Annotated in this window: 23 protein-coding genes and 1 pseudogene; 14 read left to right on the top strand and 10 right to left on the bottom strand. The window is 63.8% G+C overall.

The features are described from left to right. Nucleotides 1-49 precede the first annotated feature (49 nt). The 6 genes from ACUSIJ_RS15730 to ACUSIJ_RS15755 all read right to left on the bottom strand — a co-directional run bounded on the left by ACUSIJ_RS15730 (nt 50) and on the right by ACUSIJ_RS15755 (nt 7146). The gene (locus ACUSIJ_RS15730; RefSeq protein WP_449309357.1) at nt 50-1465 is read right to left on the bottom strand and encodes an ABC transporter substrate-binding protein; all 1416 of its coding nucleotides are present in this window, start codon (nt 1463-1465) and stop codon (nt 50-52) included. Nucleotides 1466-1608: 143 nt separating this feature from the next. After that, nucleotides 1609-2547 (bottom strand): ABC transporter permease, encoded by a 939-nt coding sequence (locus ACUSIJ_RS15735; protein WP_449309358.1) that lies wholly within the window; start codon nt 2545-2547, stop codon nt 1609-1611. Continuing rightward, on the bottom strand, nt 2538-3479 hold the full coding sequence (locus tag ACUSIJ_RS15740) for an alpha/beta hydrolase (RefSeq protein ID WP_449309359.1): 942 nt from the start codon (nt 3477-3479) through the stop codon (nt 2538-2540). Before ACUSIJ_RS15740 ends, ACUSIJ_RS15735 begins: the two co-directional genes overlap by 10 nt. A gap of 152 nt (nt 3480-3631) precedes the next feature. Next, nucleotides 3632-4507: a hypothetical protein gene (locus ACUSIJ_RS15745; protein ID WP_449309360.1), complete on the bottom strand. Its 876-nt coding sequence runs from the start codon at nt 4505-4507 to the stop codon at nt 3632-3634. Further along, the gene (locus ACUSIJ_RS15750) at nt 4504-6285 is read right to left on the bottom strand and encodes a hypothetical protein (RefSeq protein WP_449309361.1); all 1782 of its coding nucleotides are present in this window, start codon (nt 6283-6285) and stop codon (nt 4504-4506) included. The genes ACUSIJ_RS15745 and ACUSIJ_RS15750 overlap by 4 nt, the downstream gene beginning before the upstream one ends. Before the next feature lie 159 nt (nt 6286-6444). Continuing rightward, on the bottom strand, nt 6445-7146 hold the full coding sequence (locus ACUSIJ_RS15755) for a GntR family transcriptional regulator (protein WP_449309362.1): 702 nt from the start codon (nt 7144-7146) through the stop codon (nt 6445-6447). A 550-nt stretch (nt 7147-7696) separates the two neighbouring features. Here ACUSIJ_RS15755 and ACUSIJ_RS15760 point away from each other — a divergent pair. Together ACUSIJ_RS15760 and ACUSIJ_RS15765 are read left to right on the top strand one after the other, a co-directional pair. Then, on the top strand, nt 7697-9190 hold the full coding sequence (locus tag ACUSIJ_RS15760) for an aldehyde dehydrogenase family protein (RefSeq protein ID WP_449309457.1): 1494 nt from the start codon (nt 7697-7699) through the stop codon (nt 9188-9190). A gap of 547 nt (nt 9191-9737) precedes the next feature. Further along, entirely contained in the window at nt 9738-10745 is a 1008-nt protein-coding gene (locus ACUSIJ_RS15765; protein WP_449309363.1) for a glycoside hydrolase family 19 protein, read from the top strand. 28 nt (nt 10746-10773) lie between these two features. On the opposite strand, the pseudogene ACUSIJ_RS15770 reads toward ACUSIJ_RS15765, so the two are convergent. The 4 genes and pseudogenes from ACUSIJ_RS15770 to phnF (ACUSIJ_RS15785) all read right to left on the bottom strand — a co-directional run. Further along, nucleotides 10774-10929: pseudogene (locus ACUSIJ_RS15770) on the bottom strand (ABC transporter ATP-binding protein); the annotation flags it as partial. Nucleotides 10930-11056: 127 nt separating this feature from the next. After that, on the bottom strand, nt 11057-12601 hold the full coding sequence (gene pehA, locus ACUSIJ_RS15775; protein ID WP_449309364.1) for a phosphoric/sulfuric ester hydrolase PehA: 1545 nt from the start codon (nt 12599-12601) through the stop codon (nt 11057-11059). A gap of 69 nt (nt 12602-12670) precedes the next feature. After that, nucleotides 12671-13315 carry a chloramphenicol acetyltransferase gene (locus ACUSIJ_RS15780; RefSeq protein ID WP_449309365.1) on the bottom strand — a complete coding sequence of 215 codons (645 nt, stop codon included), beginning with the start codon at nt 13313-13315 and terminating at the stop codon, nt 12671-12673. 360 nt (nt 13316-13675) lie between these two features. Further along, nucleotides 13676-14434, bottom strand: coding sequence for a phosphonate metabolism transcriptional regulator PhnF (gene phnF / locus ACUSIJ_RS15785; RefSeq protein ID WP_449309366.1), 759 nt, complete (start codon nt 14432-14434; stop codon nt 13676-13678). Nucleotides 14435-14668: 234 nt separating this feature from the next. On the opposite strand from phnF (ACUSIJ_RS15785), the gene ACUSIJ_RS15790 reads away from it, so the two are divergent. The 12 genes from ACUSIJ_RS15790 to ACUSIJ_RS15845 all read left to right on the top strand — a co-directional run bounded on the left by ACUSIJ_RS15790 (nt 14669) and on the right by ACUSIJ_RS15845 (nt 25214). Further along, entirely contained in the window at nt 14669-15916 is a 1248-nt protein-coding gene (locus ACUSIJ_RS15790; RefSeq protein WP_449309367.1) for an extracellular solute-binding protein, read from the top strand. A 50-nt stretch (nt 15917-15966) separates the two neighbouring features. Beyond that, nucleotides 15967-16800 (top strand): carbohydrate ABC transporter permease, encoded by an 834-nt coding sequence (locus tag ACUSIJ_RS15795; protein ID WP_449309368.1) that lies wholly within the window; start codon nt 15967-15969, stop codon nt 16798-16800. Next, nucleotides 16797-17642 (top strand): carbohydrate ABC transporter permease, encoded by an 846-nt coding sequence (locus tag ACUSIJ_RS15800; RefSeq protein WP_449309369.1) that lies wholly within the window; start codon nt 16797-16799, stop codon nt 17640-17642. The genes ACUSIJ_RS15795 and ACUSIJ_RS15800 overlap by 4 nt, the downstream gene beginning before the upstream one ends. Nucleotides 17643-17650: 8 nt before the next feature. Beyond that, nucleotides 17651-18457, top strand: coding sequence for a PfkB family carbohydrate kinase (locus tag ACUSIJ_RS15805; protein WP_449309370.1), 807 nt, complete (start codon nt 17651-17653; stop codon nt 18455-18457). 114 nt (nt 18458-18571) lie between these two features. Further along, nucleotides 18572-19372 carry a phosphonate metabolism transcriptional regulator PhnF gene (phnF, locus tag ACUSIJ_RS15810; protein WP_449309371.1) on the top strand — a complete coding sequence of 267 codons (801 nt, stop codon included), beginning with the start codon at nt 18572-18574 and terminating at the stop codon, nt 19370-19372. Beyond that, a complete protein-coding gene (locus ACUSIJ_RS15815) occupies nt 19365-19823 on the top strand; it encodes a phosphonate C-P lyase system protein PhnG (protein ID WP_449309372.1) in 459 nt (152 codons plus the stop codon). The genes phnF (ACUSIJ_RS15810) and ACUSIJ_RS15815 overlap by 8 nt, the downstream gene beginning before the upstream one ends. Before the next feature lie 3 nt (nt 19824-19826). Then, nucleotides 19827-20432 carry a phosphonate C-P lyase system protein PhnH gene (gene phnH, locus ACUSIJ_RS15820; protein WP_449309373.1) on the top strand — a complete coding sequence of 202 codons (606 nt, stop codon included), beginning with the start codon at nt 19827-19829 and terminating at the stop codon, nt 20430-20432. Continuing rightward, entirely contained in the window at nt 20432-21562 is a 1131-nt protein-coding gene (locus tag ACUSIJ_RS15825) for a carbon-phosphorus lyase complex subunit PhnI (protein WP_449309374.1), read from the top strand. Before phnH ends, ACUSIJ_RS15825 begins: the two co-directional genes overlap by 1 nt. Beyond that, nucleotides 21559-22473: an alpha-D-ribose 1-methylphosphonate 5-phosphate C-P-lyase PhnJ gene (locus ACUSIJ_RS15830; RefSeq protein ID WP_449309375.1), complete on the top strand. Its 915-nt coding sequence runs from the start codon at nt 21559-21561 to the stop codon at nt 22471-22473. The genes ACUSIJ_RS15825 and ACUSIJ_RS15830 overlap by 4 nt, the downstream gene beginning before the upstream one ends. Continuing rightward, the gene (locus ACUSIJ_RS15835; RefSeq protein WP_449309376.1) at nt 22470-23297 is read left to right on the top strand and encodes an ATP-binding cassette domain-containing protein; all 828 of its coding nucleotides are present in this window, start codon (nt 22470-22472) and stop codon (nt 23295-23297) included. The genes ACUSIJ_RS15830 and ACUSIJ_RS15835 overlap by 4 nt, the downstream gene beginning before the upstream one ends. A gap of 11 nt (nt 23298-23308) precedes the next feature. Further along, nucleotides 23309-24055 carry a phosphonate C-P lyase system protein PhnL gene (locus ACUSIJ_RS15840; protein ID WP_449309377.1) on the top strand — a complete coding sequence of 249 codons (747 nt, stop codon included), beginning with the start codon at nt 23309-23311 and terminating at the stop codon, nt 24053-24055. Then, nucleotides 24042-25214: an alpha-D-ribose 1-methylphosphonate 5-triphosphate diphosphatase gene (locus ACUSIJ_RS15845; RefSeq protein WP_449309378.1), complete on the top strand. Its 1173-nt coding sequence runs from the start codon at nt 24042-24044 to the stop codon at nt 25212-25214. The genes ACUSIJ_RS15840 and ACUSIJ_RS15845 overlap by 14 nt, the downstream gene beginning before the upstream one ends. Nucleotides 25215-25365: the final 151 nt, after the last annotated feature.

The following is a 25365-nucleotide window of genomic DNA, read 5'->3' on the forward strand; positions in this document are numbered from 1 at the left end:
GGCCTAGCCGTCCTGCCTCGGGGCCTTTCCTGTTGAGGCCGAGCGCTTCTCAGGCGGTTTTCCAGACATCGCGGAAGCGCGGAATCTCGTCCGCGACCCAGACGAAGTTGCGCACAGTGTTCTGCATGGCGCCGAATTCGATCGAGAAGAAGAGCGGGATATAGGGGAGGTCGTGCGTCATGAGCGCCTGCGCCTGCTTGTACAGCGGGATGCGCTCGGCGTTGTCCGTCAGATTGCGGGCTTCCGCCAGGAGGCGGTCGACCTCGGGGTTGGAATAGCGGCTGGTGTTCGCGCTGGACTTGCTGTCGAACAGATAGGTGAACAGCCCGTCCGGATCCGGGCGCTGGGTCCAGCGGATCGGCAGGAAGCTGATGGCGCCCTGGATGAGCTGGGGGTACCAATCGCTGACGGAAGCGGGCGTTATCTTGACCTTCAGTCCCACGGCATTCATCTGTTCCTGCGCGAGCTGGCTGACCTGCTGGTAGATCGGAACGGGCTGCGTGGCCAGCGGCAGCTCCGTATCGGCGAGCGAGCCGATCTCGGCAACCAGCGCCTTCGCTTTATCCGGATCATATTCGTAGGATTTCAGGTCGGGGTCGTGCCACCAGAGTCCCGGCGGCGTGAAGCCTTCCGCGATTTTGGCCTGGCCGCTGGTGATGATGTCGACCATGCGCTGGCGATCGATGGCATGGGCCATTGCCTGCCGCAGTTTCAGATTGTCGAAAGGCGGGCGGTCGACGCGCATCTGGAGGGCGAGCCAGCGGCTTCCGGGGCCGGGCGCGAGATCGATGTTGGGAGCCTCTCCGAGCGTGCGGACGTCGAGGGGCGAGAGCCCGCTGACGAAGTCCACCTCCTTGGTCAGAAGCCGAGGCACGCTGACAGCGGCATTGGAGATCAGGATGAATGTCACGCCGTCCAGATAAGGCTTGCCGTGTTCCCAATAGTCGGGGTTCTTCTCCACGACGATCCGCTGGTTCTGTATCCAGGACTTGAAGACGAAGGGCCCGGTGCCCACCGGGTTCCGCCCCAGATCGGTGCCGTATTTCTCGGCTGCCTGCGGCGAGATCATGAAACCTTCACGCTGCCCCAGCATGCCGAGCAGACTTGGCGCGGGGCCCTTCAGGTTGAGGACCAGCGTATTGTCATTGGGTGCCTCGATGCTTGCAATCACCTCCGTCAGTTGAGAGCGCGACGGCGAATTGACCTCTTCGTCCAGTCGGTGTTCGAGATTCCATTTCGCAGCGGCGGCATTGAAATCGGTTCCGTCGTGGAACTTGACGCCGCCGCGCAGATGCAACGTCAGCGCTTTTCCGTCCGGAGCGGTTTCCCATGATTCCGCAAGCTCCGGAATGATGGTGAAGTCTGGTGCCAGTCCGACCAGCGTGTTGTAGATCAGGTAGAGCGGCTGCCGCTCCGAGAAATTGATCTGGAAGGTCGGATCGAGCGACTTGGCGTCGTTCTGCATCGCGACAGTAAGCGTTCCTCCCGAACGTGGGGTCTCCTGGGCCAACGCCGCTGAAATTCCGCCTAACGGCATTGGAACAGTCGAAAGGAGAGTAAGCTTCAGAAAGTCCCTGCGTAGCATGTCTGTTCCCTCTTAGTTGTTGATCAGGACAACCGAATCTGGGGATTCGCCACCGCATAGAGGACATCGGCGAGCGCGTTCATCAGAACTACGCCGGCGATGGTGATCATGCCAATGGCAAGCATTACGGGATAGTCGCGGGTGATGATCGAGTTCACGAGCAGGTTTCCCATGCCCGGGATCGAGAACATCGATTCGGTGACAACGGCCCCGCCCATGAGCTGACCGAGGCTGAGGCCGACATAGGTTATGACGGGCAAGATGGCGTTCGGCATTACGTGTCTGAAGGATACCGCCGTCTCGCCCAGGCCCTTGGCCTTGGCTACCTTAACGAACAGCTGCTTGGAAACCGTCTCGTATTCGGCGCGATAAATGAGCGTGAAGGAGCCGTAATAGTAGGCTGAAAGCGTCAGTATGGGCAGAAAGATATGGCGGAGATGGGTGAGCAGCCCTTCCGACCACGGCGCCCATCCGATGGTCGGGAACCATCCGAGCTTGACCGAGAAAAGGAAGACAAGGCTGAGGCCGAGGGCGAAATTTGGCAGGGTGATGCCGACCATGGCGAAGGCCGTCGCAACCGGTCGTATGAGACGGGTGCCGAAAGTCAGGCTGTTCACGCCGACGGCAATCAGGCCGGCGAAGAAGATCGCCAGAAGTCCCAGTTCGAGGGTCACGGGAAGGCTGGGAAGGATGATCTCGGCGACGGTCTGGTGCGTGGAGTAGGACCGCCCCAGATCGCCGCGCAATGCGTTGCCCATCCATTCGAGATACTGGACCGGGAGAGGCCGGTCGAATCCGAGGCGTGTGTTCAACTCGGCTATGCTCTCGGCGGTGGCGTCCTGCCCCAGCATAAGGGCGGCAGGACTGCCGAGAAGTCCGGCAACGCTGAAGAACAACAGTGCGGTAATCAGCAATGCGCTCGGAATTGCCCACAGCAACCGCCTTGTCAGGATCAGGAGCATGCGTCCTCGCCAGCCGTTTCACCTGTCAGCTTCGCGAGCAGGAAATTGCACGGGGCGGCGAACTCCTCGGCTGCCACGGGTCCGAAGAAGCGGGCGCGCAGATAGCCGTGGATCATGCGCGGGGCGGTCCGCAGCACGACTTCGTTGCCGGCCGACGCCAGCCGGTCGGCATAGGCCCGGCTGTCGTCCGCAAGGCAATCGAATTCTGCAAGATGGACGTGCGCCGGCGGCAGGTTCCGTAGATCCATCGCCTTCAGGGGCGCCGCATAGGGGTCCGACGTCGGGCGGCCGGAACCGAGATAGGCATTCCAGGCGCGATCGATCGATGCGGTCGTAACAGGCGCGTCGGCATAGAGCCGATAGGCGGGAGCACTCAGGTCATCCGTCAGGCATGCATAGTTCAACGCTTGCGCCCGAATGACAGGTTCGCCGCGATCCCGTGCCATCAGGCAGACAGCGGCGGCCATGTTGCCGCCGGCGCTGTCTCCCCAAACGGCGAGCCTGCGCGGATCAATGCCATGCCTGGCTCCATTTCGCGAAAGGTACAGCAGCACGGCGTAGCAATCTTCGACCCCGGCCGGAAACGGATGCTCCGGCGCCAGGCGGTAATCGACAGATACGACTATGCAGGACGTATGGTCCGCTATCCCCCAGGCTATGGGGTCGCCGCTGTCGAGATTACCCTTCGTAAAGGCTCCCCCATGCAGGTAGACGATGCAGGGGGAAGAGGCGGCGTCGGACGATGAATAGATTCGTACCGGAACGCGGCCATTCCTTCCTGCGCCGGGACACTCGAAAGCGGTGTCGGTAATTTCCATGCCCGCAGGATAGGGCCGCTGCATCTTGCGCGCATAGTCCTCCCACCCCTTCCGAAGGACCTCGGGATCGGTCGACTTCGGCAGCGCATGCTTGGCCGCCAGCAACTCGTTCATGTCGGGATGGGCATCCGATTCACGCCAAAGCATTCGACACTCCCCAGCATGTCCAGAGCGCGTTCCGATCGGACGGAATCGTCTGATCGATGAGAATTCGCTCAAAATCAAAAACCTAGAGCATGTCAGTTTCCGTGAAATGATGGCATGCTCTAGAAGACTCCGTAGCCCGCCTGCGAGCGCGACCGCTCCGAAGTCGGCGCCCAGGTCCTCACTTCAAGCCCGTAAAGATAATGGAGGTCCCCGGCGTCGATCGGTACGCCGTTGGCCAGCGCGTCGGCAAAGTGGCCGGTGAAGTCGATGGATCGAACGCCCTGCCCCGGGCGCAACGCCGCGAGCAGCCCGTCGATCGAGGGGCCCGGGTCTGCAACCGCAAGGGCGCCCATACGTCCGCGTCGGCCGCCGGCGATTTCCTCGATGTCGCGCAGAACCCGCTCCCGCATGCCGGCCGGGACGACGCCCGCGACACCCGACAGGGCGCTGCGCAGGAGGTCCCCGGTCTCTCCCTCGAAACTCCCGTGGATGAATTCGCATTCGGCCCGGCCCGGGCCGCCGCGCACGATCATCCACCCGGCAGCAGGAAACCCGTCGGGCAGGAAATCGTCCGCCTCCGCGCGATAGGAGAGAAGCCCGGAAAGCCGCCGCTGCGCGAGCAGATGGGCGAGCGAGGGAAGGAGGCCGAGGCCAAACACGCCGTCCGCAGCGACATGGCCGATGGTCGCGCGGCGCGCGTCACAGGTCGCCAGATCGATTACCGGTGCGCCGATTTCGAGAAGGTGCCGTCCGAGAGCCTGAACAGTCCGGCCCGCGCTTGCGTCGCCCTCATGCCGGCATTGTCCGGCCATGAGCGACTCCCCTATGGCGTCTTCCGCCAGACGAAGACCTCTTATCGCCTGTCCGCCGACAGCTTCCGACCATGTCAGCAGGCGGACGCCACGTTCCGCGATGCCGAAGGGATAGCCTATGCCGCGCAGTGCCCAACCGCCGACACGCGCGATCTCCGATACAGAGGATAGAACCGCGCTCATGCGACATCCGCCTTCTGAGGCACATGGGGTTGGAGGGGAAACTTCCAGTCGTCGACGGTGCCGCCGCTGATATCCTCCGGCAAGGGCATGCCCTGGAAGAATACCCCGCGGACATAGCGGATGCTGAGCGGGGTCGTGCATTCCATCCCCAGGACGGACAGGAAGAAGCGGATGAGATGCGCGGGGATGAAGTCGCGGTCGATCAGATTGTCGCGGATTTCGGCATAGGGCACGCCTGCCAGATACTGGACACGGGCCGCACCATAATAGAGATCGGGCCTATCCAGCAGAACCTCGGCGAGAGGCGTCTCGGCGGGGTAGCTCGCCAGCACGCAGCTCAGATGCTGGATGCAGCCGATATGATCCGTGAATGACTCGAACTCCTCGTGTGGATCGAGAATGCGTTCGCCCCGCCGCTGTTCACCATTGTCGGCGGAATGATACCAGAAGTGCCGGCGCGTCCCGGATGGTCGCAGGTCGTAGCGAAGCGCCCAGCCATAGTTCTCCATGAGCAGGCGTCGAAGCTCGCCAACCGAGGTCTCGGGCCGGACGTCCCGGTCCCGCCACATGCCCGCTGGCAGATAGGCGGCAGCGGAATCGGCGAATGCCGGGTAGAGATCGATCAGCAGCGAATTGAACTGCTCCGCCGTCTCCATGTCGAAACGCGCATCCACCCGTGCCGCAAGCTCGCCCCAGTCATCGAAGCCGGCCGTCCCCGGTGCAGGGAGCAGCGACCGGAGGGCATCGAGGTTCTTCGCAAGCCCGGCGGGAGGGACAACGTAGTCCTCGCATTGCAATTCGATGGAGACGTAGTACGCCGACGCCTTGCGCAACATCGCGTCCATGCGCTCGACACTGGGCGCATCCGGCTTGCGGGTCGCGGCGTAGGCAAGGGACAGTTCCCGCACCAGCAGCCAGGCTGCCACCCATTCAGGCCAGCGTTGCAGCGCCACGCACATGCCCTGCCCGGAAGAGTTACCCACGCCGATATAGCGCGCGATATCCGGAGAAAGCTGCGCAGCTTCCGGATTGCGCGCCGCAGCCACGCCGTTGACGAGATCGATGGAGACCTGCCGCACCATGTAAAGACCGAACAGATCTGCAAAGAAAGGGTGGCGGAAGGGGTGGCCCTTCGGGAAACCATCCACGGAGAGGGTTCCCTGACGTCCACTGCCGAGATAGCCGCCGTTGCGCAGGATATAGCCGGTTCCGCTGCCGAGCACGGCAGGATCGGGCTGCTCGCCGGCGATCAGTGAATCCACCACATGGTCGAAATACCGCACGCTGCGGTTGGCAGGAGTCCATCCGGTCACGTCCGAACGCGTACGCATGGCGGACGCGTCGCGAAGATCGAAGGTGCGGAATTCCTCGGCTATCCGATCTTCACAGGGGTTACCAACAAAGATCGCGCCAAACATGTCGCGCTTGGCGCCGTCGGAGCGCCTGCCCGCCTTTTCTATGCCATCCCAGGCATAGGTTCGGGCTATGTAAGTGATGGGGTAGCCGTTGGCGTCGATCCTGTAGACGCCGTAGCCGTCTCCTTCCCGGTCGCAACTGAATCGCTCCCGCCTGATGGTCCAGCGCTGCAGGATCATGTGGCGGGCCAGAACGTTGGCGAAGCTCAACCGCGTCGCCTTGATCGCGCCGAGACGGGGACCGGTCATCAGCCCTGCCGCGTCCCGCATCCTTTCCAGAACCGCCTGCGCTCCGTCGGTCCCCGTGAAGGTGCGGAGCGTGTCGCCAAGGATTGGGGGAAGATCGGTAACACCCTGTCTCATGTCTGCGATGCTATGGTATACCATATGGCGCTGTCAATATGGATTCCTGCACTTTGTTACGCTCCGAGGCTTCCGGCGCGACGGAAAAGCGGAGACTCGCAGCGGTGCATCGCAGGGTGGTACGCCGCCGGGAGGGCCCCGAAGGCGTTATTCCGGTTTTCAGGATTTCTGATTACGGGAAAGCGCATTCAAGGCGACAGCCGCTGCGGCATTGACATGCCGGATACAGGCCGTGCGCGCCGCTTCCTCATCCCTGGATGCCAGTGCCTCGTACATGGCCCGCATTTCGCTGATAGCGTCGAAGGTACGATTGATCTGCACCATCGTCATATGGCGGAGAATGGCTATCTTGGCGAAGATCTGCTTCAGCATCTGTTCGATGATCTGGTTGCCGCAACGGGTGACGATAATGTCATAGAACTCCCGCTTGAGGTCGTTCACGCGCATGATGTCGCCGTCGGCGCATGCTTTTTCCATGCCCCGCAAAGCTCTCTCAAGCAAAGCCAGATCCTCGTCCTGCATGTGCTGGAGAAAGAGTTCGACAGCCTTGACTTCGAGGACAAGGCGCACCGTGTATATCTGTTCCGCCTGGTCACGGCTTATGGTGACGACGGTCGGCCCGTGATTGGGGATGTTGACAACCAGCCCTTCAGCCTCGAGCGTCCGCAAAGCTTCGCGTATGGCGGTTCGGCTGACACCCGTCAGGTCGCACAGCATGCGTTCGACAAGACGTTGGCCGGGCTCAAATTCCCCGCTGATGATGGCCTTGCGCAGCGCATCGCAGACTTTGTGCGTGAGCGATTGCTGTTCCCTGTCGATGCGCAGGGAATAGCCGGCATTCTGATCGGTCAGATTGTCCAACACGGCGGTTCCTATATGCTATCCATCGGTCTTGTTTTTTCCGGTCTCCGCAGCCGGATCGACGACGGCACCCTTCACATGCAGTTTCAGCTCGGCCGACTGGCCCATCGCCGTGGGCATGGCGAGGTCGAGCATGCTGCGCGTCTTCCTGCTGACCCGAGCACAGCGTGGCGCACTTCCAACCCGGTCGCGAACTGTTCACTTTCGCTCATTCTTCCTCTTTTCCGGCGTCTTTCTCCGTTGTCCCGGCGGACCATTGCTTAGCTGCCGGACGGCTGTATGACAATATGAAAGAAGTCAGATGACGATAAGAGCGACGGTGACGGTGGCTGAGACGCGACTCATCATGCCGGAAAATCAGGAACATGGTTCGTGGCTATCCCGATCCCGACCGCTTCGTTCAACGGTAGAAACGGCCGAGCGCCAATCCACTTTACTCAATAGGTATACCATGAGATGGTATTCTTGAATACCGAGTTCCCGATCAAACAAACCGAAAGGCGCCACTCTCGCGCCGGCAGGCGGCGAAGCAGCGGAGACTGACATGGATATGCTTTTCGTTCATCCCCGGATCGGACAGCAAGCGGCGACGTTCCTGGCGCGCCAGCACAAGCTCCTGATTGATGGCAAGTGGGTCGCGGCCTGCATGGGCAGGGTCTTCGACACCTATGATCCCGGCACCGGAAAGGTCATCGCACGCATTGCCGAAGGCGACGCGGCCGACATCGATCTCGCCGTCAAGGCGGCGCGCCGCGCTTTCGAAGATGGACCCTGGAGCCGCATCGCGCCGAGCGACCGTGGCCGGATGCTCTGGAAGCTTGCCGATCTGATCGAGCAGAACGCCGATGAACTTGCCGAGCTCGAGTCGCTGAATAATGGCAAGCCACTCGCCGGTGCGCGTTCGCGCGACGTGCCGCTGGCCGCCGACATGTTCCGCTACATGGCGGGGTGGGCAACCAAGATCACCGGTGAAACGCTGAGCATTTCGACGCCGGGCGACTTCCATGCTTTCACCGTCCGTGAGCCGGTCGGCGTCGTCGGGCAGATCATTCCGTGGAACGGACCGATCGGCATGGCGGCGTGGAAGCTCGCACCGGCGCTCGCCACCGGCTGCACCGTGGTGATGAAGCCGGCCGAGCAGACGCCATTGACCGCGCTGCGCCTCGGCGAGCTGATTCAGGAAGCCGGCATTCCCGACGGCGTCGTCAACATCGTCACGGGCTTCGGCCCGACCGCGGGCGCCGCCATCGCCGCGCATCCCGACATCGACAAGGTCGCCTTCACGGGTTCGAGCGAGGTCGGCCGCATCATCGTCCAGGCCGCGGCGGGCAACCTGAAGAAAGTCTCGCTCGAACTCGGCGGCAAATCACCCGTGATCGTCTTCCCCGATGCCGACATGTCCATTGCGGTGCCAGGCGCTGCCCAGGCGATCTTCGCGAATAGCGGTCAGGTTTGCACAGCCGGCTCGCGGCTTTTCGCGCACAAGAAAGTCTTCGATCAGGTCGTCGACGGTATCGCGCGGGAAGCCGGCAGGATCCGGATCGGGCACGGCCTGGACGAAGGCACGCAGATGGGGCCGGTCATCTCGCAGGTTCAGCTCGACCGGGTCACCGGCTATATCGAGCAGGGCAAGGCTGCGGGCGCCACGGTAGCGGCGGGCGGCACGCGCGTCGGCAATGAGGGCTATTTCGTTGCGCCGACGATCCTGACCGGCACGAAACCGGAGATGGCCGTGGTCCGCGAAGAGATCTTCGGACCGATGCTATGCGCGATGAGCTTCGACGACGACGACCTCGATCGCATCGCCAAGCAGGCCAACGACACGATCTACGGTCTCGCCGGAAGCATCTGGACGCGCGACATCAGCATAGCGCACAAGATGGCACGGCGCATTCGCGCCGGCCGGATCGGCGTCAACACACACGGTTCTGTCGACGCGGCGCTGCCGACCGGCGGCTTCAAACAATCGGGCTGGGGCCGCGAGAAAGGCCATGAAGGTCTACACCTTTACACCGAAATCAAGTCGGTAATCGTATCGCTCTAGAACGATCTATCTCTTTGTTTTTACGCGATTCCGGACGCAAAACCGGTTCCCGTTCTTGCTGGAATTGCTTGAAGGTTTGGATCTGTAATTTGTTCTGCGTGGGCGGAGCCGCCCTTGAGGGTTTCAAGGATCTGTCCGCACGGCCAGCAACAAAGCGATCGCTTCCCCCGGCCTCGGGGAGGTGGCTCGCTTCAGTCACCGCATCAATATTGAGCGACCGATACCGAGGTCCGGCGCAATTTCGCCGACCATCCGGCCGCTCGCTTCGACAGACCTGATGGCCTCGGTACGAAACTCGGCCGGAGTGCCAGCGTCCGGACCTCTCATCCGTCATGGATTGATCTCCCAACAATTTTCAGGAGTCCGATCTCTCCTTTTAAAGGAAAAGTCCACCGCCTCGCGATGGACAGGTGCTATCAAATACTATAGCATCGCAGTGCATGTTGCAGTTTAGGCGCTGTTATGGCGCATATTTAGCTTGAAGAGCGGTCGGAAAAGTTGGGGTAAGTCCAAAGCAATGTGAAAGCAGTGGTAGGAGGGAAGCGAGATGGTGATCGACCGGGCTATCTTTTTCAATTCCATACGGCCATTGTTCGGCACCCTGAAGCAGTCCCAAGTAGATGGCATGAACGCTATCCTGAACGGTTGGGAGCGTCGTGCGCCTGATGGCGACGTGCGCTGGCTCGCCTATATGTTCGCCACCGCCTTCCATGAAACTAACCGAACCATGCAGCCCGTTCGTGAAGCCTATTGGCTATCGGAGCAATGGCGTAGCCGCAATCTCCGTTATTATCCCTATTACGGACGCGGCTACGTGCAACTCACCTGGCGCGAAAATTATAGACGTGCCGGCGAGTTCATCGGCGCCGATCTCGTTCGGACCCCTGATCTTGCGATGGATGCCGGAAACGCCGCCGTCATCATGTTCGTTGGCATGGAAGAGGGCTGGTTCCGGAGTGACGCGCGAGGCCGGCATACGTTGCGACGCTACTTCAGCAATACCGCCAACGATCCTGTCGGCGCGCGCGAAATCATCAATGGTCGTGAAGTGAAGGTAATCAATGGCCGAAGCGTGTTGATTGCCAGTTTGATCGCCCAGTACCATGATGCATTCAAACGCGCGATAACCTTTGCGACGGTAGGTGTCGTCCGGGAAGAAAGCATCTTTCTGGAGTCGGTGGCGGAGGAGCGCTTTTTCTCACCGCCTGACGACCTCGTATCGCTCGACCTGAATAGCGAGGGTGCCGCGGGTCCGCTCTCTGGGGAGGAGCCGCAGGGAACTTCGCTGATGGAATACACGGTCGGGATCGTCACGGCTTTCCTTGACAATAACGCAATAAGTCATAAGGAGGTGCCCGGCTTCCTCATCAGTGTCCATCAGGCGCTGGCTGGGCTTGTCGCGCCGCCGCCGGGCGGCATATCGACGAACGACTGGACGGAGGAGTTTACCGGGACCGCAACCGACGACGATGCAGCAGCCGAGATGCCGGCTTCTCCAAGGAAACGTCGCAGGAAAGTGCAGAATGACGAGGGGAGGGCCGTGGAGCAGGAATGAGCCATGGCAGCAACAGCCGGCGGCGACAGACGGCGATGCGATCGGACAGGGCAAACGCCTCTTCCTGATCGTGGGTGACATAGAGCGTGGTGATGCCCGGACGGCTGTCGAGCACCGACATCGGCTCGTCCGGCAGCAGCACCTCGGGATCGCTGGCAAGCGCCCGCGCCAGAGCAGCTCTTCGAGCGCGCGTTGAGGGAGGCTTCGCGTAGGGTGGCGCCGTATCCGGCGCCGGAGGCCGTGCGCCCGGTCCGATGAAGCCTGCCGGGACCGCTTGCCGTCGGACAGGCGTGGATAGCGGGTGCGCTCTCCTACTTTTCCTGCGAGTGCAGGCCCTGCGGACCGGCGCGGTAACGGGTGAGCGTGCGGTCGGCGTGGACAAGCCGCCACGACAGGGCTTTCTGGGCGTAGTCACGCACGCGCGCGGCATGGGCAGGGTCGTCGGCGCGGTTGATGAATTCGTGCGGATCGTCCTTCAGGTCGAAGAAGAGCGGCGGCAGGGCGGCGAAGTGGACGTATTTGTAATCCTCGTCCTGCACGACGCAGAGGCTGCTTTCGTTCATGCCGACGCCGAGCCGGTCCTGCGGGCGGGAATAGAAGATGTCGCGAAAGTCATACTCGTAGTGCATCTCCGTGCGCCAGTCCCCGGGCCGGTCGCCCGCGAGGAGCGGCAGCAGCGAACGGCCGTCGCAGGCGGGCGGGATCTCGCCGCCGAGCCATTCCAGGATGGTCGGCATCACGTCGATGCTCTCCGTGAAGGCCGCGTCGATGACCCCGCCGCGCTCCCGCGTCTGCGGGTCCTTGATCACGAGCGGAATCCGGAAGCTCGCGTCGAAATAGCCGATCTTGCCCAGGAGATGGTGGTCACCGAGCTGCTCGCCGTGATCGCTGGTGAAGACGATCAGGGTGTCGTCCCACTGGCCGGTTTCGTCGAGATAGGCGAACACCTCGCCGAGGCAGTCATCGATCTCCGTCATCAGGCCGCAGTAGGTAGCGCGCATCTGGCGGATGTCCGCCTCGTCGAGCGTCGCGCCCGATCCTTCCGCGCCGTGGAAGAAGGAGCCGCGCTCGATGCTGTCGATGTAGAATTTGAGGAGCGGATGCTGGGCGGCCTCGACCTCGGGGCTCGCCGCGCGCACGGGCGCCGGCATGTCCTCGGCCCGGTACATCGCGTGATAGGGCGCGGAGGCGACGAAGGGCGGATGCGGGCGGTAGTAGCCGAGATGCAGGAAGAACGGCTTGCCGTTGCGGCCCTTGAGATAGGTGAGGGCGCGCTCGGTGAAATAGGCCGAGTCCGACAGCGCGTGCGGGATGCGCGAGGGAAGCGCGGTCGCGCCCGGCACGGCGTCCACGCCATCGGGCAGCCAGATGTCCTCCCGCCTCTCGGGCAGCGCGAAGCCCTGTTGCGCCACCCAGCCGAAATAGCCGTCCATATGGGGCTCGAAGGCACCGACCGAGCGGAAGCCGTCCATGATATCGCCGAGGCCGAGGAAGCGCGGGTCGCGCGGCGAGGTGGTGCGCGGGTCGGGTGTCGTCGTGGTGTAGCCGACGAGCGCCGGGTCATAGCCGATGCCGCGCAGCGCCTTGCCGAGGTTGAAGTGGCGCGCATCGAGCGGCACCGTATTCTGCACGGCGCGGTGGTTCATGAGATAGAGGCCGGTCAGCAGGCTGGCGCGGGCGGGACCGCACGGCACGCAGGTGGTGACGTGGTTGCGGAAGGTGACGCCCTCCCGGCACAGGCGGTCGAGGTTCGGGGTCCGCAGGAACGGTTCGCGGCCCACGGCCCGCAGGAGATGGGGCACGAAATCGGCCCGCCACTGATCGACCACGATCAACAGAACATTTTTGCATGCCATCGCGATTCCTCCGTCGACCGGAGGGTTTAGGCAATCGCGGCGACACGGGCATGACAGCGGGGCCGCCCGTCACGTGCCGTGTTTCTCGATGAATGCCTCGATGGGAAGGTCACGGAAATCATGCAACGCCGCCTTCAGCCGCTCGTGGGGCCAGTCCCACCAGGCGAGCGCCATCAGACGCTCGGCGACCGCCGGCGAGAAACGCCGCTTGACGGGACGGGCGGGTACGCCGGCGACGATGGTATAGGGATCGACGGGCTTGCTCACCACGGCGCCCGCCGCGACGACGGCTCCGATGCCGACATCGTTGCCGGGAAGGATGATCGCCCCATGCCCCAGCCACACGTCGTGCCCGAGCGTGACGTGGTGGTCGCGCCGCCAGTCGAAGAAGGTGTCGTCGTCGCTGTCGGCGAGGCCGTACATGCGCGAGCGATAGGTGAAATGGTGCTGACTGGCGCGCCAGGTGGCGTGATTGCCGGGGTTGATGCGTGTCATCGCTGCGATGGAGCAGAACTTGCCGACCGTCGCATAGGCAATGTCCGCATGGGCGGCGGTGTAGCTGTAGTCGCCGAAGTCAACCTCCGTCAGCGCGCTGCCCGCGCCGATCTCGACATACCGGCCAAGGGTGCATCGGGTGACGGAGGCGCCAGGGTGGATCAGCGGCGTCTCGCCGAGTTCCCTGCCCGCCGGCAGACCATCGTTGCCGCTGTCCATTGTGTCCTCATGCAGGGGCCAATCCGGAAGATGTGCTGAGCGCCCCGAAACCGATACCCCGTCTCCGCCGGCGCGGCGACGAGGTGATCTGAATCAGTGCAGCCGCGCTATCCCTTTGTTGACGCATCAAATTTATCCGAAGAACGGTGCCTGTCTGGTTTGACGCGGCAGGTCACGCCGTGCGGCGAGGGTCCGCATTTGCAGCGCGCCTCGCGGTAGACGAATATTGTGTAGGGAGAGTGACGATGATGCGAATGGGGCGGCTGCGGGCGTGACCAGCCCCCGGCTGGCCCTGGGTGCGCAACCTCCAGGTGTTCAGCCATACCCCGCCGGGTCTGCATCACCGCCCGTGAACCGCGGTCAGAGGTCGCTGTTGCGTGCGAGCGCGTCCAGGAGCTGGCTCGTATTGTCGACGGAAAACTGAACCCGTTCGCCCGGCCAGACGCTTTCCGAATAGGCGATCGGCGTTCCTTTCATGTCGACATCGACCTTTTTCGAGACGATGACCGGTTTGTCGATGGACAGATCGAGATGGCGCGCTTCTTCCGGTGTCGGCATCCTGACCAGAATATCGGTGCGCAGGCGGATATAGTCCGGAATGCCATATTCGGCGAGGATGAGGCTGACGCTTCGCCCGTTGCGCCGCGCCTTGTCGAAACCGGGGAAACGGCGGACGGGATAATAGGCATTCGAGAAGTTTATCGGTTCCTCGTCAGCAAAACCGCGCCGGACGATATGGTAGACCGGCTCGCCGCGCGGCAGCCGCAGGGCCTCCGCGACACTGGCGGAAGCAGGGATCTCCTCCTCGCGGATTGCCTGTCCGAAGGGTTCCTTGCCCTGATCGAGCAGGTTTTGCGAAAAGCGCGTGCGCTCGGAAAGGCGATACTCAAGGCGTCCGTCCCTCACGAAAGTGCCTCTGCCTTGCTCGACCTGCACCAGGCCGCGACTTTGAAGGCGGGAAATGGCCCGGCGGATGGTATGGCGCCCGACGCCGAAACGCTCCATCAGGTCCGCCTCCTTGGGAAGCTGTGTCTTCGGAGACAACCGGCCGGTCAATATATCCTGGGCAATATCGTCCTCGACCTGCTGCCACTGCCCGTGAGACGGTTTGCTCGTCATTCCTTCTCCCGATTGATTCGACTTGATTCAAATTCATCCGGATATTCAATACCTTTCGAATGACTTGGTTGCAATCGTCACCCTGTTTCCGTCGCTGTCATTCCCCCGAAAAACCCGGCAGGTAGAATAGAAACCAAGACTGTGAAGCCAGGCAGGCTTCACACGGCTGTTATCAAGCAGCGCTAGAAGGCATTCGAATGATGAACCTATCATCCGAATGATGAGGAGCGGAAAATGATCGAGATCAGTCGCCGCCAGTTCGTGGCCGGCGTCGCGCTGTCCGCGGGGGCGAGCCTGATGGCAAGCCCGCGGGCGCATTCCGCGGATGCGGCGGTCGAAGTCTCCAGCCCCTGGGGTGCCGACAAGCCGTTCCAGAAGGTCGTCGATGCCTTCAACGACAAGCAGCTCGGCGTGACCGTGACCAATCGCTTCGATGGCGACTACGAGGCGGCGGTCGCCAAGGCTGTCGCCAGCACTGCCGCCGGCCGTCCGCCGGCGATGATGATCACGGGCTGGAAGTTCGGCTATTTCGCCAGGCGGACCCTCGGCGTGCGTGATCTGCACGAGATCGACGCTGCCCGTGCCGAGGCGATCCTCGCCAACTTCCGCCCGTCCGTGCTGCCGCTCGTGACCATCGACGGCGCCGTGATCGGCCTGCCCTGGGCGATGTCCACCCCGATCACCTTCATCAACAGCGCGCTGTGGCAGGAAGCCGGCCTCGATCCGGCGCTGCCGGACAATCCCGATACGCAATGGCTTTACGACAGCGCCCGCAGGCTCGACGCCGCGCTCAAGGGCAAGCATCCCGCCTACCGCTCGGCGCTTGCGCTCTCCAACAACGAGTGGACGAGCCAGTCCTTCATCCAGAATGCCGGAGGCTACATCATCGATCCGGACGGCAAGCTCGCCCTCGACAGCCCGGAAGCCGTTGCCGGCATGACGGAATATTGTGCCCCGGCGCATGAGGGGCTGTGGATCCCGGTCAGCGGCAAGGAGCAGGATGCCGCCTTCGAATCCGGCGCGCTGGCCGTCTGCACCACGAGTTCGACGCGGGCGGCGACTTTCCCCTTCGGCCACGCGAAAGCGGTTACCGCCAAGTTCCCCGGTCTTGCCGGCCATCCGCGCAAGCTCAACAGCGGGGGTAACTTCCTGGCCATTTACGCCCGCAACAAGGAACAGGCCGAAGCCTCGCTCGCCTTCCTCGAATTCTGCGCTTCGAAGGAGGGACAATCGATCTGGGCGGAGGTCGGCTATCTCAACACCTCGATCCACGACGTGCCGCTGATCAACGACTTCATGACGCCCGCCGCCGCCCAGCTCACGGACGGCCTGACGGCCGAGACGATCTGGCCGGGCAAGCGTGGTCTCGAAGGGCAGGAGGTATGGCGCAAATGGGTCTCGCGCATGCTGCTGGAGGAAGTGACGGTGCCCGAGGGGCTGAAAGGCGCGCATCAGGAACTGGACGTGCTGATCTCGGCGTAATCGGTCCCGCCACGCGCGCCGGCCTGAGAAAGCTGGCCCCCTATTTCTTCGTGGGGCCGGCCGTCCTGTCCGTCGCCGTCTTCCTCTACGGCCCGCTCATCGCCTCGGTGGTGCTGTCGGTGCTCGACTGGAACCTGCTTTCCTCGGAGATCGGCTTCGTCGGGACGAGGAATTACGCGGCGATGCTCAACAGCGTCGATTTCAGGCTGTCGGCCTGGAATACGTTGCTCTATTGCGCCATCCTGATCCCGGCGCAGATCGTGCTGCCGCTCCTGCTGGCGGTGATGATCCATGCCGTGCGCCATTCGCCGCTGCAGGGCCTCTATCGCGGCAGCCTGTTCCTGCCGACGATCGTCGCCTATTCCGTCGCCGGGGTGGCGTGGTCCTGGATGCTGAATCCAGTCAACGAGCTGTTCAGCTATTTCGGCTTTCCGAAATCGCGCTGGCATACCGATCCGGATCTGGCGCTGCTGTGCGTCTGTCTCGTCACCTTCTGGAAGACTTTCGGGCTCAACATGCTGTTGTGGCTGGCGGCGCTTGCCAATATCCCGCCGGAGCTGCGTGAGGCTTCGCAGCTCGACGGAGCGGGGCCGGGCCGCCATTTCTTCACCATCAGCCTGCCGCTGATGACGCCCACCGCTTTCTTCATCAGTGTCACGACGCTGTTTCACGTCCTCGATGACATTGTCGGCGTCATCGACGTGCTCACCCATGGCGGTCCGGCGGGGCGAAGTTCGAGCCTGCTTTATTTCCTCTGGCAGCAGGGGCTACAATTCTTCCAGTTCGGGCAGGCAAGCGCGGTCGCCGTCATCATCATCGCCGTCGTGCTGGCCGCCACCTGGCTGCAGTTCCGCCTGGGTGAAAACAAGGTCCATTACGGATGAACGCGGTTTTGCTGCCCCGTGCGTTTCACCGGCTGGTGCTCCACGGGGCGTTGCTGGTCACAAGTCTGGCGACCGTCTTTCCGCTGGTGTGGATGCTCACCGCGGCTTTCACGCCGAACGACATGATCACCGCGCGCGCCATCCGGCTGTGGCCGGAAGAGCCGACGCTTGCGAACTTCACGGATGCGGCGGGCCGCCATCCGATCTGGACATGGCTCTGGAACTCGATCATCACCGCCACGCTGATCACGCTCGGAAAACTCGTCCTTGCCGTTCCCGCCGGCTTCGCCTTCGGCCGGATGGTCTTTCCGGGGCGGCAGACGCTGTTCTGGTTCGTGATCGCGACCATGTCCTTTCCCGCGGTGCTCGCCATCATTCCGACCTATATCGCCGTGGTGAAGCTGCAGGCGTTCGACACCTACGGCGCCATGATCATTCCGTCGATTCCCTATATCGGCTTCTATGTCTTCTACATGCGGCAGGCGTTCCGGTCGCTGCCGGCCTCCATGTTCGAGGCGGCGCGCATGGACGGCGCCGGGCTGTGGCGGCAATTCACGCAGATCGGCATCCCGAACGTCCTGCCGGCAATCGCGGCGCTGTCGGTGATTTCCTTCATGGGCGCGTGGAACATCTATCTCTGGGGCCAGCTCGTTCTCGAAGACCGGTTCAAGAAGACGCTGACGACCGGGATAGCCGCCTTCGCCGATCTCGAGGGCACCGACCGCGTGTGGGGGCCGTTGATGGCGACCAGCCTGCTTTCGGTGGTGCCCGTGCTGCTGGTCTTCCTGCTCGCGCAGCGTTTCATCGTCGAGGCACTGGCGCCGGGCGCGGACGAGCGATAGGCGGGGCGATGCATCGGGTCGTCGTCATCGGCGGGGTCCATCACGACCGCATCTGGCAGCTCGAAGACCCGCTGCGGCGAGGCGGGCGGCTGCGGTTTTCGGAGCGCAGTATCCGGATCGGCGGCGGCGGTTTCCATACCGGCTGCCAGTTGCTCGAACTCGGCGCGGCCGTGACCCTGGTGACGCCGCTGATGCAGGACGAGCGGGGCCTTTCGGCGCTCGCGGCGCTGAAGGAGGCGGGCTTCGACACCGCCCACGTGACGATGACACCGGGCGAGACGGTGCCACTCGAGATCCTGCTCGAGCCCGACGGCGAAAGGACCATCCTCGCTCCCGCCAGGGGTGCCCGCAAGCTGTTCTCGGCGAAGGGACCGCTTGCGGGCGACGCCGCCTATATCAACGCGCTCCGGCTTGACGAGGCGCTCGTCGCGACGCTCCGCGACATGCCGCTCGTGGTGTCGCAATTGCCGTTGCGGCCCGCCGTGCCGCGGCCGGTCGACTATGTCGTCTCATCGCGCACCGATGCCGGCGACGATCCGCGGTCGGTGTGGCCGCGTGCCGCCGCGATCGCCGGCCCGCGGCTGAAAATGCTGGTTCTGACCGATGGGGCGCGCCGCATCACCCTCCATGACGGGCATCGGACAACCGAGGTCGAGACAGCGCCCGCAGTGACAGGCGTCAGCACCGTCGGCGCCGGCGACCGCTTTGGCGGCGCTTTCCTCCTGGCGCTGCTCGATGGTCTCGACGCAGCCTCGGCGGCGGTCGCGGCCAGCCGGATGATCGCCGACTGGCTGCGCCGGCGGCAGTTCCCCTGAAAGACCGCGCATACTCGCACGGGCCCGCCGGCAGGTCCTGTCTTGACCGACTACACATAACTGTCATCCAAAACTGCTACCAAAAAACATCCGAATGATTTAAGATTCATCCGAATGAAAAGGGCAGAAACAGAATCTTCCGGCCGCCCCCAAAGGGGGCAGTGGCGGGCTGTCGAGGAGCGGATCAGCCGGGATATCGCGTCCGGCGTCTTCGCCCCCGGCTCGCGGCTGCCGAACGAAACGGAGATCATGCAGCGGTTCGGCGTGGGCCGTCATACGGTGCGGCGCGCGATCGCTGGGCTGGTCGCGGCTGGAAAGGTGCGGGTGGAGCAGGGGCGGGGCACGTTCGTGGAAGAGTATTCCGTGATCCGTTACAGCATCGCGCTGCGCACGCGCTTCAACCGCAACCTGAAGGGGGAGGGGCGCGTCCCGTCTGGCCAGCCGATCGAAGACCTGGAGATGCCGGCTCCGCCCGTGATTGCTGCCGCCCTGCATATCCGGGAGGGCGCGCCGGTCTACATGATCCAGCGCCGGGGTTTCGCCGACAGCATACCGATCAGCTACGGCCGCAACTACCATCCGGTGGCGAGATTTCCCGACATCCACCTCCGCCGGCGGGAGAGCGCGTCGATGACGCAGATCTACAAGGATTACGGCATCACGGATTATGTCCGCCACAGCACCACGATCTTCACCCGTCTGCCGACTGCCGAGGAAGCCCGCCTGCTCGCACAGCCGCCGGAACAGCCGGTTCTCGCCATGCAGAAGGTCGACGTCGATCTGGAGGGCCGGCCGATCGCCTATTCAGACGGTGTCTGGGCGGGCGGGCGCATCCAGTTCGTGATCACGCATGACGACCAGCCGGACGAAATGCACGTCGACACGACATCGCACGAAAGGAAAGGCAATGACTGAATCAGGGGCCGGCGATCCGGTCATCGGGCATTATCGGCATGACGAGGCGCTCGGCATTCTCGCCGCCAGCCGGCCCGATGCCATCAAGTCCTGTGCGGACGAGGTGCTGACCGATCTCGGCGAGGTCTCCGTGCTTGCCAACCGCACGGGGCTTGCGATGCTGCCCTTCATCGACACCGTTCGCAACACCGCTTTCCATCTCGGCGAGGTGCTGGTGGCGGAGGCCTATATTCGTGTGCCGGCACGCGGTGCGGAGGGTTACGGCGCCGTCACGGGCCGCGATCTCGAACACGCCATGGCGATCGCCGTCCTCGATGCCGCCATCGCGGCCGGACACCGCACGGATGTCATCGTCGCGTTTCTCGACGGCGAATGGCGCCATCAGCAGGACAATGACCGTGAACGGCTTCGCAAGGTCGAGGCGACCCGCGTCGACATGGAGACCTTCTGAGCCATGAGCCTTGCCATTCTCCCGACGGCCGAGGATAGCCGCGCCAATGCCGTCTTCGAGGCACTGATGTGGGCGCTCGCCCGGCCGGGCCTCGTCCGGCGCGTTCCCGTTGCCGGTTTCGCGGCGCTCGCCGAAAGCCTGATCGATCGCGAATGCAGCTTTCATGTCCGGGACGACACGGCGCTGGCCGTACGGCTTGCCGAAACCGGTGCGCGGGCGGTCTCCCTTGCCGAGGCCGACTATGTCTTCGCACCTGCCGGTTCGCAGGACGACGTGACGGCGCTGGCCGGGCTGCGTGCCGGCACGCTCTCCTATCCGGATGAGGCGGCGACACTGTTCGTGCCGGCGCGCTTCAGCCAGGAGCCAATCGACCGGGAGCCAATCGACCGGGGGCCAGTCGATCGGGGGCCAGTCGATCGGGGGCCAAGCCTGCGCCTTTCAGGGCCGGGCATCAGGGAAGCGGCCACGCTGCAAGCGGGCGGCATCGATCCCTCCTTCTGGCCGATGCGCGAGAACGCGCTCCGCTATCCGCTCGGTTTCGATCTCTATCTTGTCGATGGCGACCGGCTGATCGGCATTCCCCGTTCCACGAAAGTCGAGGTGTTGTAATGGCCTACATGGCAACCCGCGGCGGCGAGCGCGCCATCGAGCAGGCCGAGAGGCTGTATCGCGAGGATCTCGGCCCGATCGGCCGCGACAGGGTCGAGGCAGTGCGTGACGGTCTTCCCTATCTCGTCGACCGTCTCATGGGGGAGGCCTCGCTTTACGATCGCGACCTCGCGGCGCTGGCGCTCGTCCAGTCCGGCGGCGATCTCTACGAGGCTCTGCTGCTCCTGCGCGCCTATCGCACCACACAGCCGCGCCTTGCCGTGGCGGAGCCCGTCCGGCAGGCGGATCTCTTCACGGTCCGGCGCATTTCCGCCGCTTTCAAGGATATTCCTGGCGGGCAGATCCTCGGACCGACGCTCGATTATTCCCATCGTCTCCTGCAGGTCGGCGTCCTGAACGGCGAGGATTATCGGCCCGCGCCCGTGGAGCCGGCTGCAAAGCCCGCCCCGGCCATCCAGCCTTCGCTCGCCGAATGGCAGAAGGCGCAGGAACTCATTCCCGACTATCCGGCCGCATCCGTCGAGCCCGACGACATTCCGGACATCACCCGCGAACCGCTGCTCTTTCCCGTCAGCCGCGCCCACAAGCTGCAGAGTCTCGCCCGCGCGGACACCGGGGGCACGCTGGCGCTCGGCTATTCGACCATGCGCGGCTACGGAACGGTGCACCCGACGGTCAACGAATTGCGTCTCGCCGAGGCCCCGGTCAGGATGCGCCATCCGCGCGGCACCGTCTTCAGCGCCGGGCGCGTGCGCGTCAGCCAGACGGAGGTGATCTCCAAGGCGGGCGGCGACCTGCAGCTCGGATTTGCCGCCACCTTCGGCTGGAACGAGGTGAAGGTGATTGCCGCCGCGACGCTGGATCTGGCCTCGAGCCAGCCCGATCCGCATCCGGCCTCGAATGAGGAATTCGTGCTCTACCACACCGAGGCGGTCGAAAGCTCCGGTTTCTGCGTGCACTTCAAGCTTCCCCACTATGTCACTTTCCAGTCCCACCTCGACGCGCTGCGTCGCGTCAAGGCGGACCGGCAGCAGGCCGTCGCCGTCGCCGCCCAAGGAGACGATCACCAGGATGATCACCAGGACGATCACCAGGACGATCACCATGAAACGAGCGAGGCCGCGCTGTGAAACTTCGTGAACTGACCAGGCCGTGGTCCGCCTTCAGCTACGGCTTTCTCGACGAATCCGCGAAACGGGAAATCCGCCGCCGTATCCTCAAGGCCATCGCGGTGCCGGGCTATCAGGTGCCCTATGCCAGCCGCGAGGTACCGATCGCGCGCGGGTGGGGGACCGGCGGGCTGCAGGTGACGCTGACGCTCCTGAAGCCGGGCGCGGTCGTCAAGGTGATCGACCAGGGCGCCGACGATTCCGTCAACGCCACCAGCATCCGCAAGTTCGTCAGCCGTGTCGGCGGGATTGTCGAAACCGAGGATACGACGCAGGCGACGCTCATCCAGTCGCGCCATCGCGTTCCCGAGGAAAAGCTGCACGAGGATCAGATCCTCGTGCTGCAGGTGCCTAATCCGGAGCCACTGCGCCCGGTCCAGCCGGATATGTCCGTGGCCCGCGAGATGCACGCTGACGCCGATTACGGCCAGCTATGGCTGATCCTGTACGAGCAGCTCGTCAGGTCGGGCAGGATCATGCAGGGCTCGAGCTATCCGAGCATGGTCAACGGCCGCCATGTCATGACGCCTTCGCCGATCCCGCGCTGGGACGTGCCGAAGCTCAACCGGGCGGATCACCTGACGATCCTGTCGGCGGGACGCGAAAAGCGCATCTACGCCGTGCCGCCCTATACCAGCGTCGAACCGCTGGTGTTCGACGACGTGCCCTATCGCGTCGAGGACCATCAGGACAAGACCTGCTGGCGCAGCGGCGTCAAGGGATACTTCATGAACGAACTGCCGCAGGAAGACGGCTCTTCCCTTTACGAGCTCTCCGACAGCCATTTCGGCATCAAGCATATCCGCAAGGCGGAAGGGGGGGAGATCGAGATCGGAGAGACCTGGTACAAGAACGGAAGGATGGCCCGATGACTGCTTTTGGTGTGGTTGCGCCGAGGGGTGTCGAGCGCCAGCCGCCGCGGCTGATGCAGACCAGACCGATCCTGACGATGCGCGCCGTCGCGCGGCGCTATGGCGATGTGCAGGCGCTCGCCGATGTCGACGTCACCGTCTATCCGGGGGAGGTTCTCGGTATCGTCGGTGAATCCGGTTCGGGCAAGTCCACCCTGCTCAGGATGATGAATCTGGAGGATACGCCGGACGCCGGCACCTACCATCTGGCGCTTGCCGGCCACGAGGGCTGCAACCTCTTCACCCTCGACCGCTTCCGGAGGCGGATGCTGCGTGCGATCCACATCGGCATCGTCTACCAGAATCCGCATCTCGGATTGAGGATGAGACATACCAGCAGCGGCAACGTCGCCGAGCGGCTGCTGATCGCCGGGAAACGCAATTTCGGCGAACTGCGCCAGCGCGCGCGCGAGGCGCTGGAGGCATCGGAATTTCCGATCGCACGCATGGACGCGCGGCCGACGACGCTCTCCGGCGGCATGCAGCAGCGTGTGCAGCTCGCCAAGGCCATCGCGCTCGAACCAGCGGTGTTGCTGCTCGACGAGCCGACCACCGGCCTCGACGTCAGCGTTCAGGCGCTCGTCCTCGACACGCTGAAACGGCTGCAGCGTGAACGCGCCATCACCATGGTCCTCGTGTCCCACGACCTCGGCGTCATACGCACGATGGCCGATCGCGTCATGGTGATGCGCCGCGGCGAGGTGGTCGAGGAAGGGCTTGCGGATCAGATCTTCCAGGACCCCCAGCACGAATACACGCAACAGCTCGTGCACGCCAAGCTCTGAGGGAGAGCGCCATGAACATCCACGCCTCCACGGGACGCCCGCCCGCACCGGTGCTGCGCGTCGAAGGGCTTTCCAAGCAGTTCGACATGCACCACCTGAAGCGCACCCTGTTTGCCTTCGACAATATCGATTTCCGGCTCGACGAGGGCGAGTTCATTCTGCTCACGGGTGAGAACGGTGCGGGCAAGTCGACGCTGTTGCGCACGCTCTATCGCTCCTACTTGCCGCAGGCCGGCCATGCCTATTATCATACGCACGAAGGCGTGATCGACCTCGCCGCGGCCGCCGACGTCGATATCGCCGTATTGCGCCGGCGCGAAATAGGCTTCGTGACGCAGTTCCTCAATGCCCGTCCGCGTGTGGCGGCCGAGGAGATCGTCGCCGAGCCGCTACGGCTCGCCGGCACGCCCCATGCCGAGGCCCTGACGCAGGCGCGCCGATGGCTGACGGCCTTCGGCGTCAAGCCGCAGCTCTGGCCGGCCTATCCTTCCACCTTTTCCGGCGGGGAGCAGCAAAAGGTCAATCTCGCCCGTGCCCTGATCCTACCGCAGCGTCTGCTGCTGCTCGACGAGCCGACGGCGTCGCTCGACCGCACCGCGCGCCGGGCGCTGGTCGCGCGGCTGGCGGAACTCAAGGCGTCCGGCGTGGCGATGATCGGCGTCTTTCACCATCCGGAAGACGTCGCCGGACTGATCGACCGGGAAATCAAGCTGGAAACCATAGGGATCGCAGATGAGGCGGACGATGTGGCTGAGTGACTTCGAAATCGTGCTGGCAGACCGCGTCATCAAGCGCGGCGCCGTGAGAATCGAGGACGGATGGATCGCCGAAATCCGGGAAGCGCCGGTGGCGGGCGCGGATTTCACCGGTGGCGGACGGCTGCTGCTGCCGGGCTTCATCGACATGCATGGCGACATGATCGAGAAGGAGGTCGAGCCGCGACCGAATGTCCGCATGCCGCTCGAACTCGGCATCTATGAACTCGACAAGCGGCTGGCGACCAGCGGCGTCACCACCGCCTACGCGGCGCTTTCCTTCAACGCCGGCAACATTCAGGGCCACATCCGCTCGGAAGACAATACGCGCTGGCTGATCGAGACCCTGACGGCGATGAAGGGCGAGCTGCTCGTGGACCATCGCGTCCACGCGCGTTTCGAGATCACGTTCCCCCGCGCGCGGGGGGTTGTCGAGACGCTCCTGAAGCAGGGCGCGCTCGATCTGATCTCGCTGATGGACCATACCCCCGGCCAGGGCCAGTATCGCGACATCGAAAAGCACATCGCCTATATAGCGGCGGCGCGGAAGATCAGCACGGCCGAGGCGGCCGAAATCGTCAGCAGGCGCATCGCCCAGCGGGAAGAGGCCGGTGACAGCCTGGAGGCAGTGCGCGGACTTGTCGGCCTCGCGCGCGAGCACGGCGTCGTCCTCGCGTCCCATGACGACGACAGCGCCGAGAAGGTCGCACTGCTGCATGGGCTGGGTGTTGCGATCAGCGAGTTTCCCGTGACGATCGAGGCGGCTGTCGAGGCGCGGCGCCTCGGCCTGGCGACCGCCATGGGGGCGCCGAACGCCCTGCGCGGCCTTTCGTATTCCGGCAATCTTTCGGCGCGTGAAGCCTTCGCCGCCGGCCTGCTCGACATTCTCGCCAGCGACTATCATCCGCCGGCGATCCTGCCGGCGGTGCTCGCCCTCGGCGAGACGGCTTCCGGTGGCCTGCCCGCGGCAGCGGCGCTGGCGAGCGCCAACCCGGCCGCGGCTCTCGGCCTTTCGGATCGCGGCCGGATCGGGGAGGGACTGAGAGCAGATCTCGTCATCGCCGAAAGGGGCCGCATACCCCGCGTGCGGGCAACCCTCAGGGAAGGGCGGCCCATCTGGTCGGACGGGGCCGTCGGCCCCCTGCCCACGGCACCCGCCTGACAATGGCGGGCGGGTACGGGCCGGCGCGATCCACCTCTGCCCCCTTTTTGCTGATTATTTATTCCGCAAATAATGTAAACATCCGCTTATAGCGAATGAATTTCTGTGAAATCCAATCATACTATTAGTAGTGACATAGTTTTAATAATTC

It is taken from the genome of Pseudochelatococcus sp. B33, from assembly GCF_053570585.1.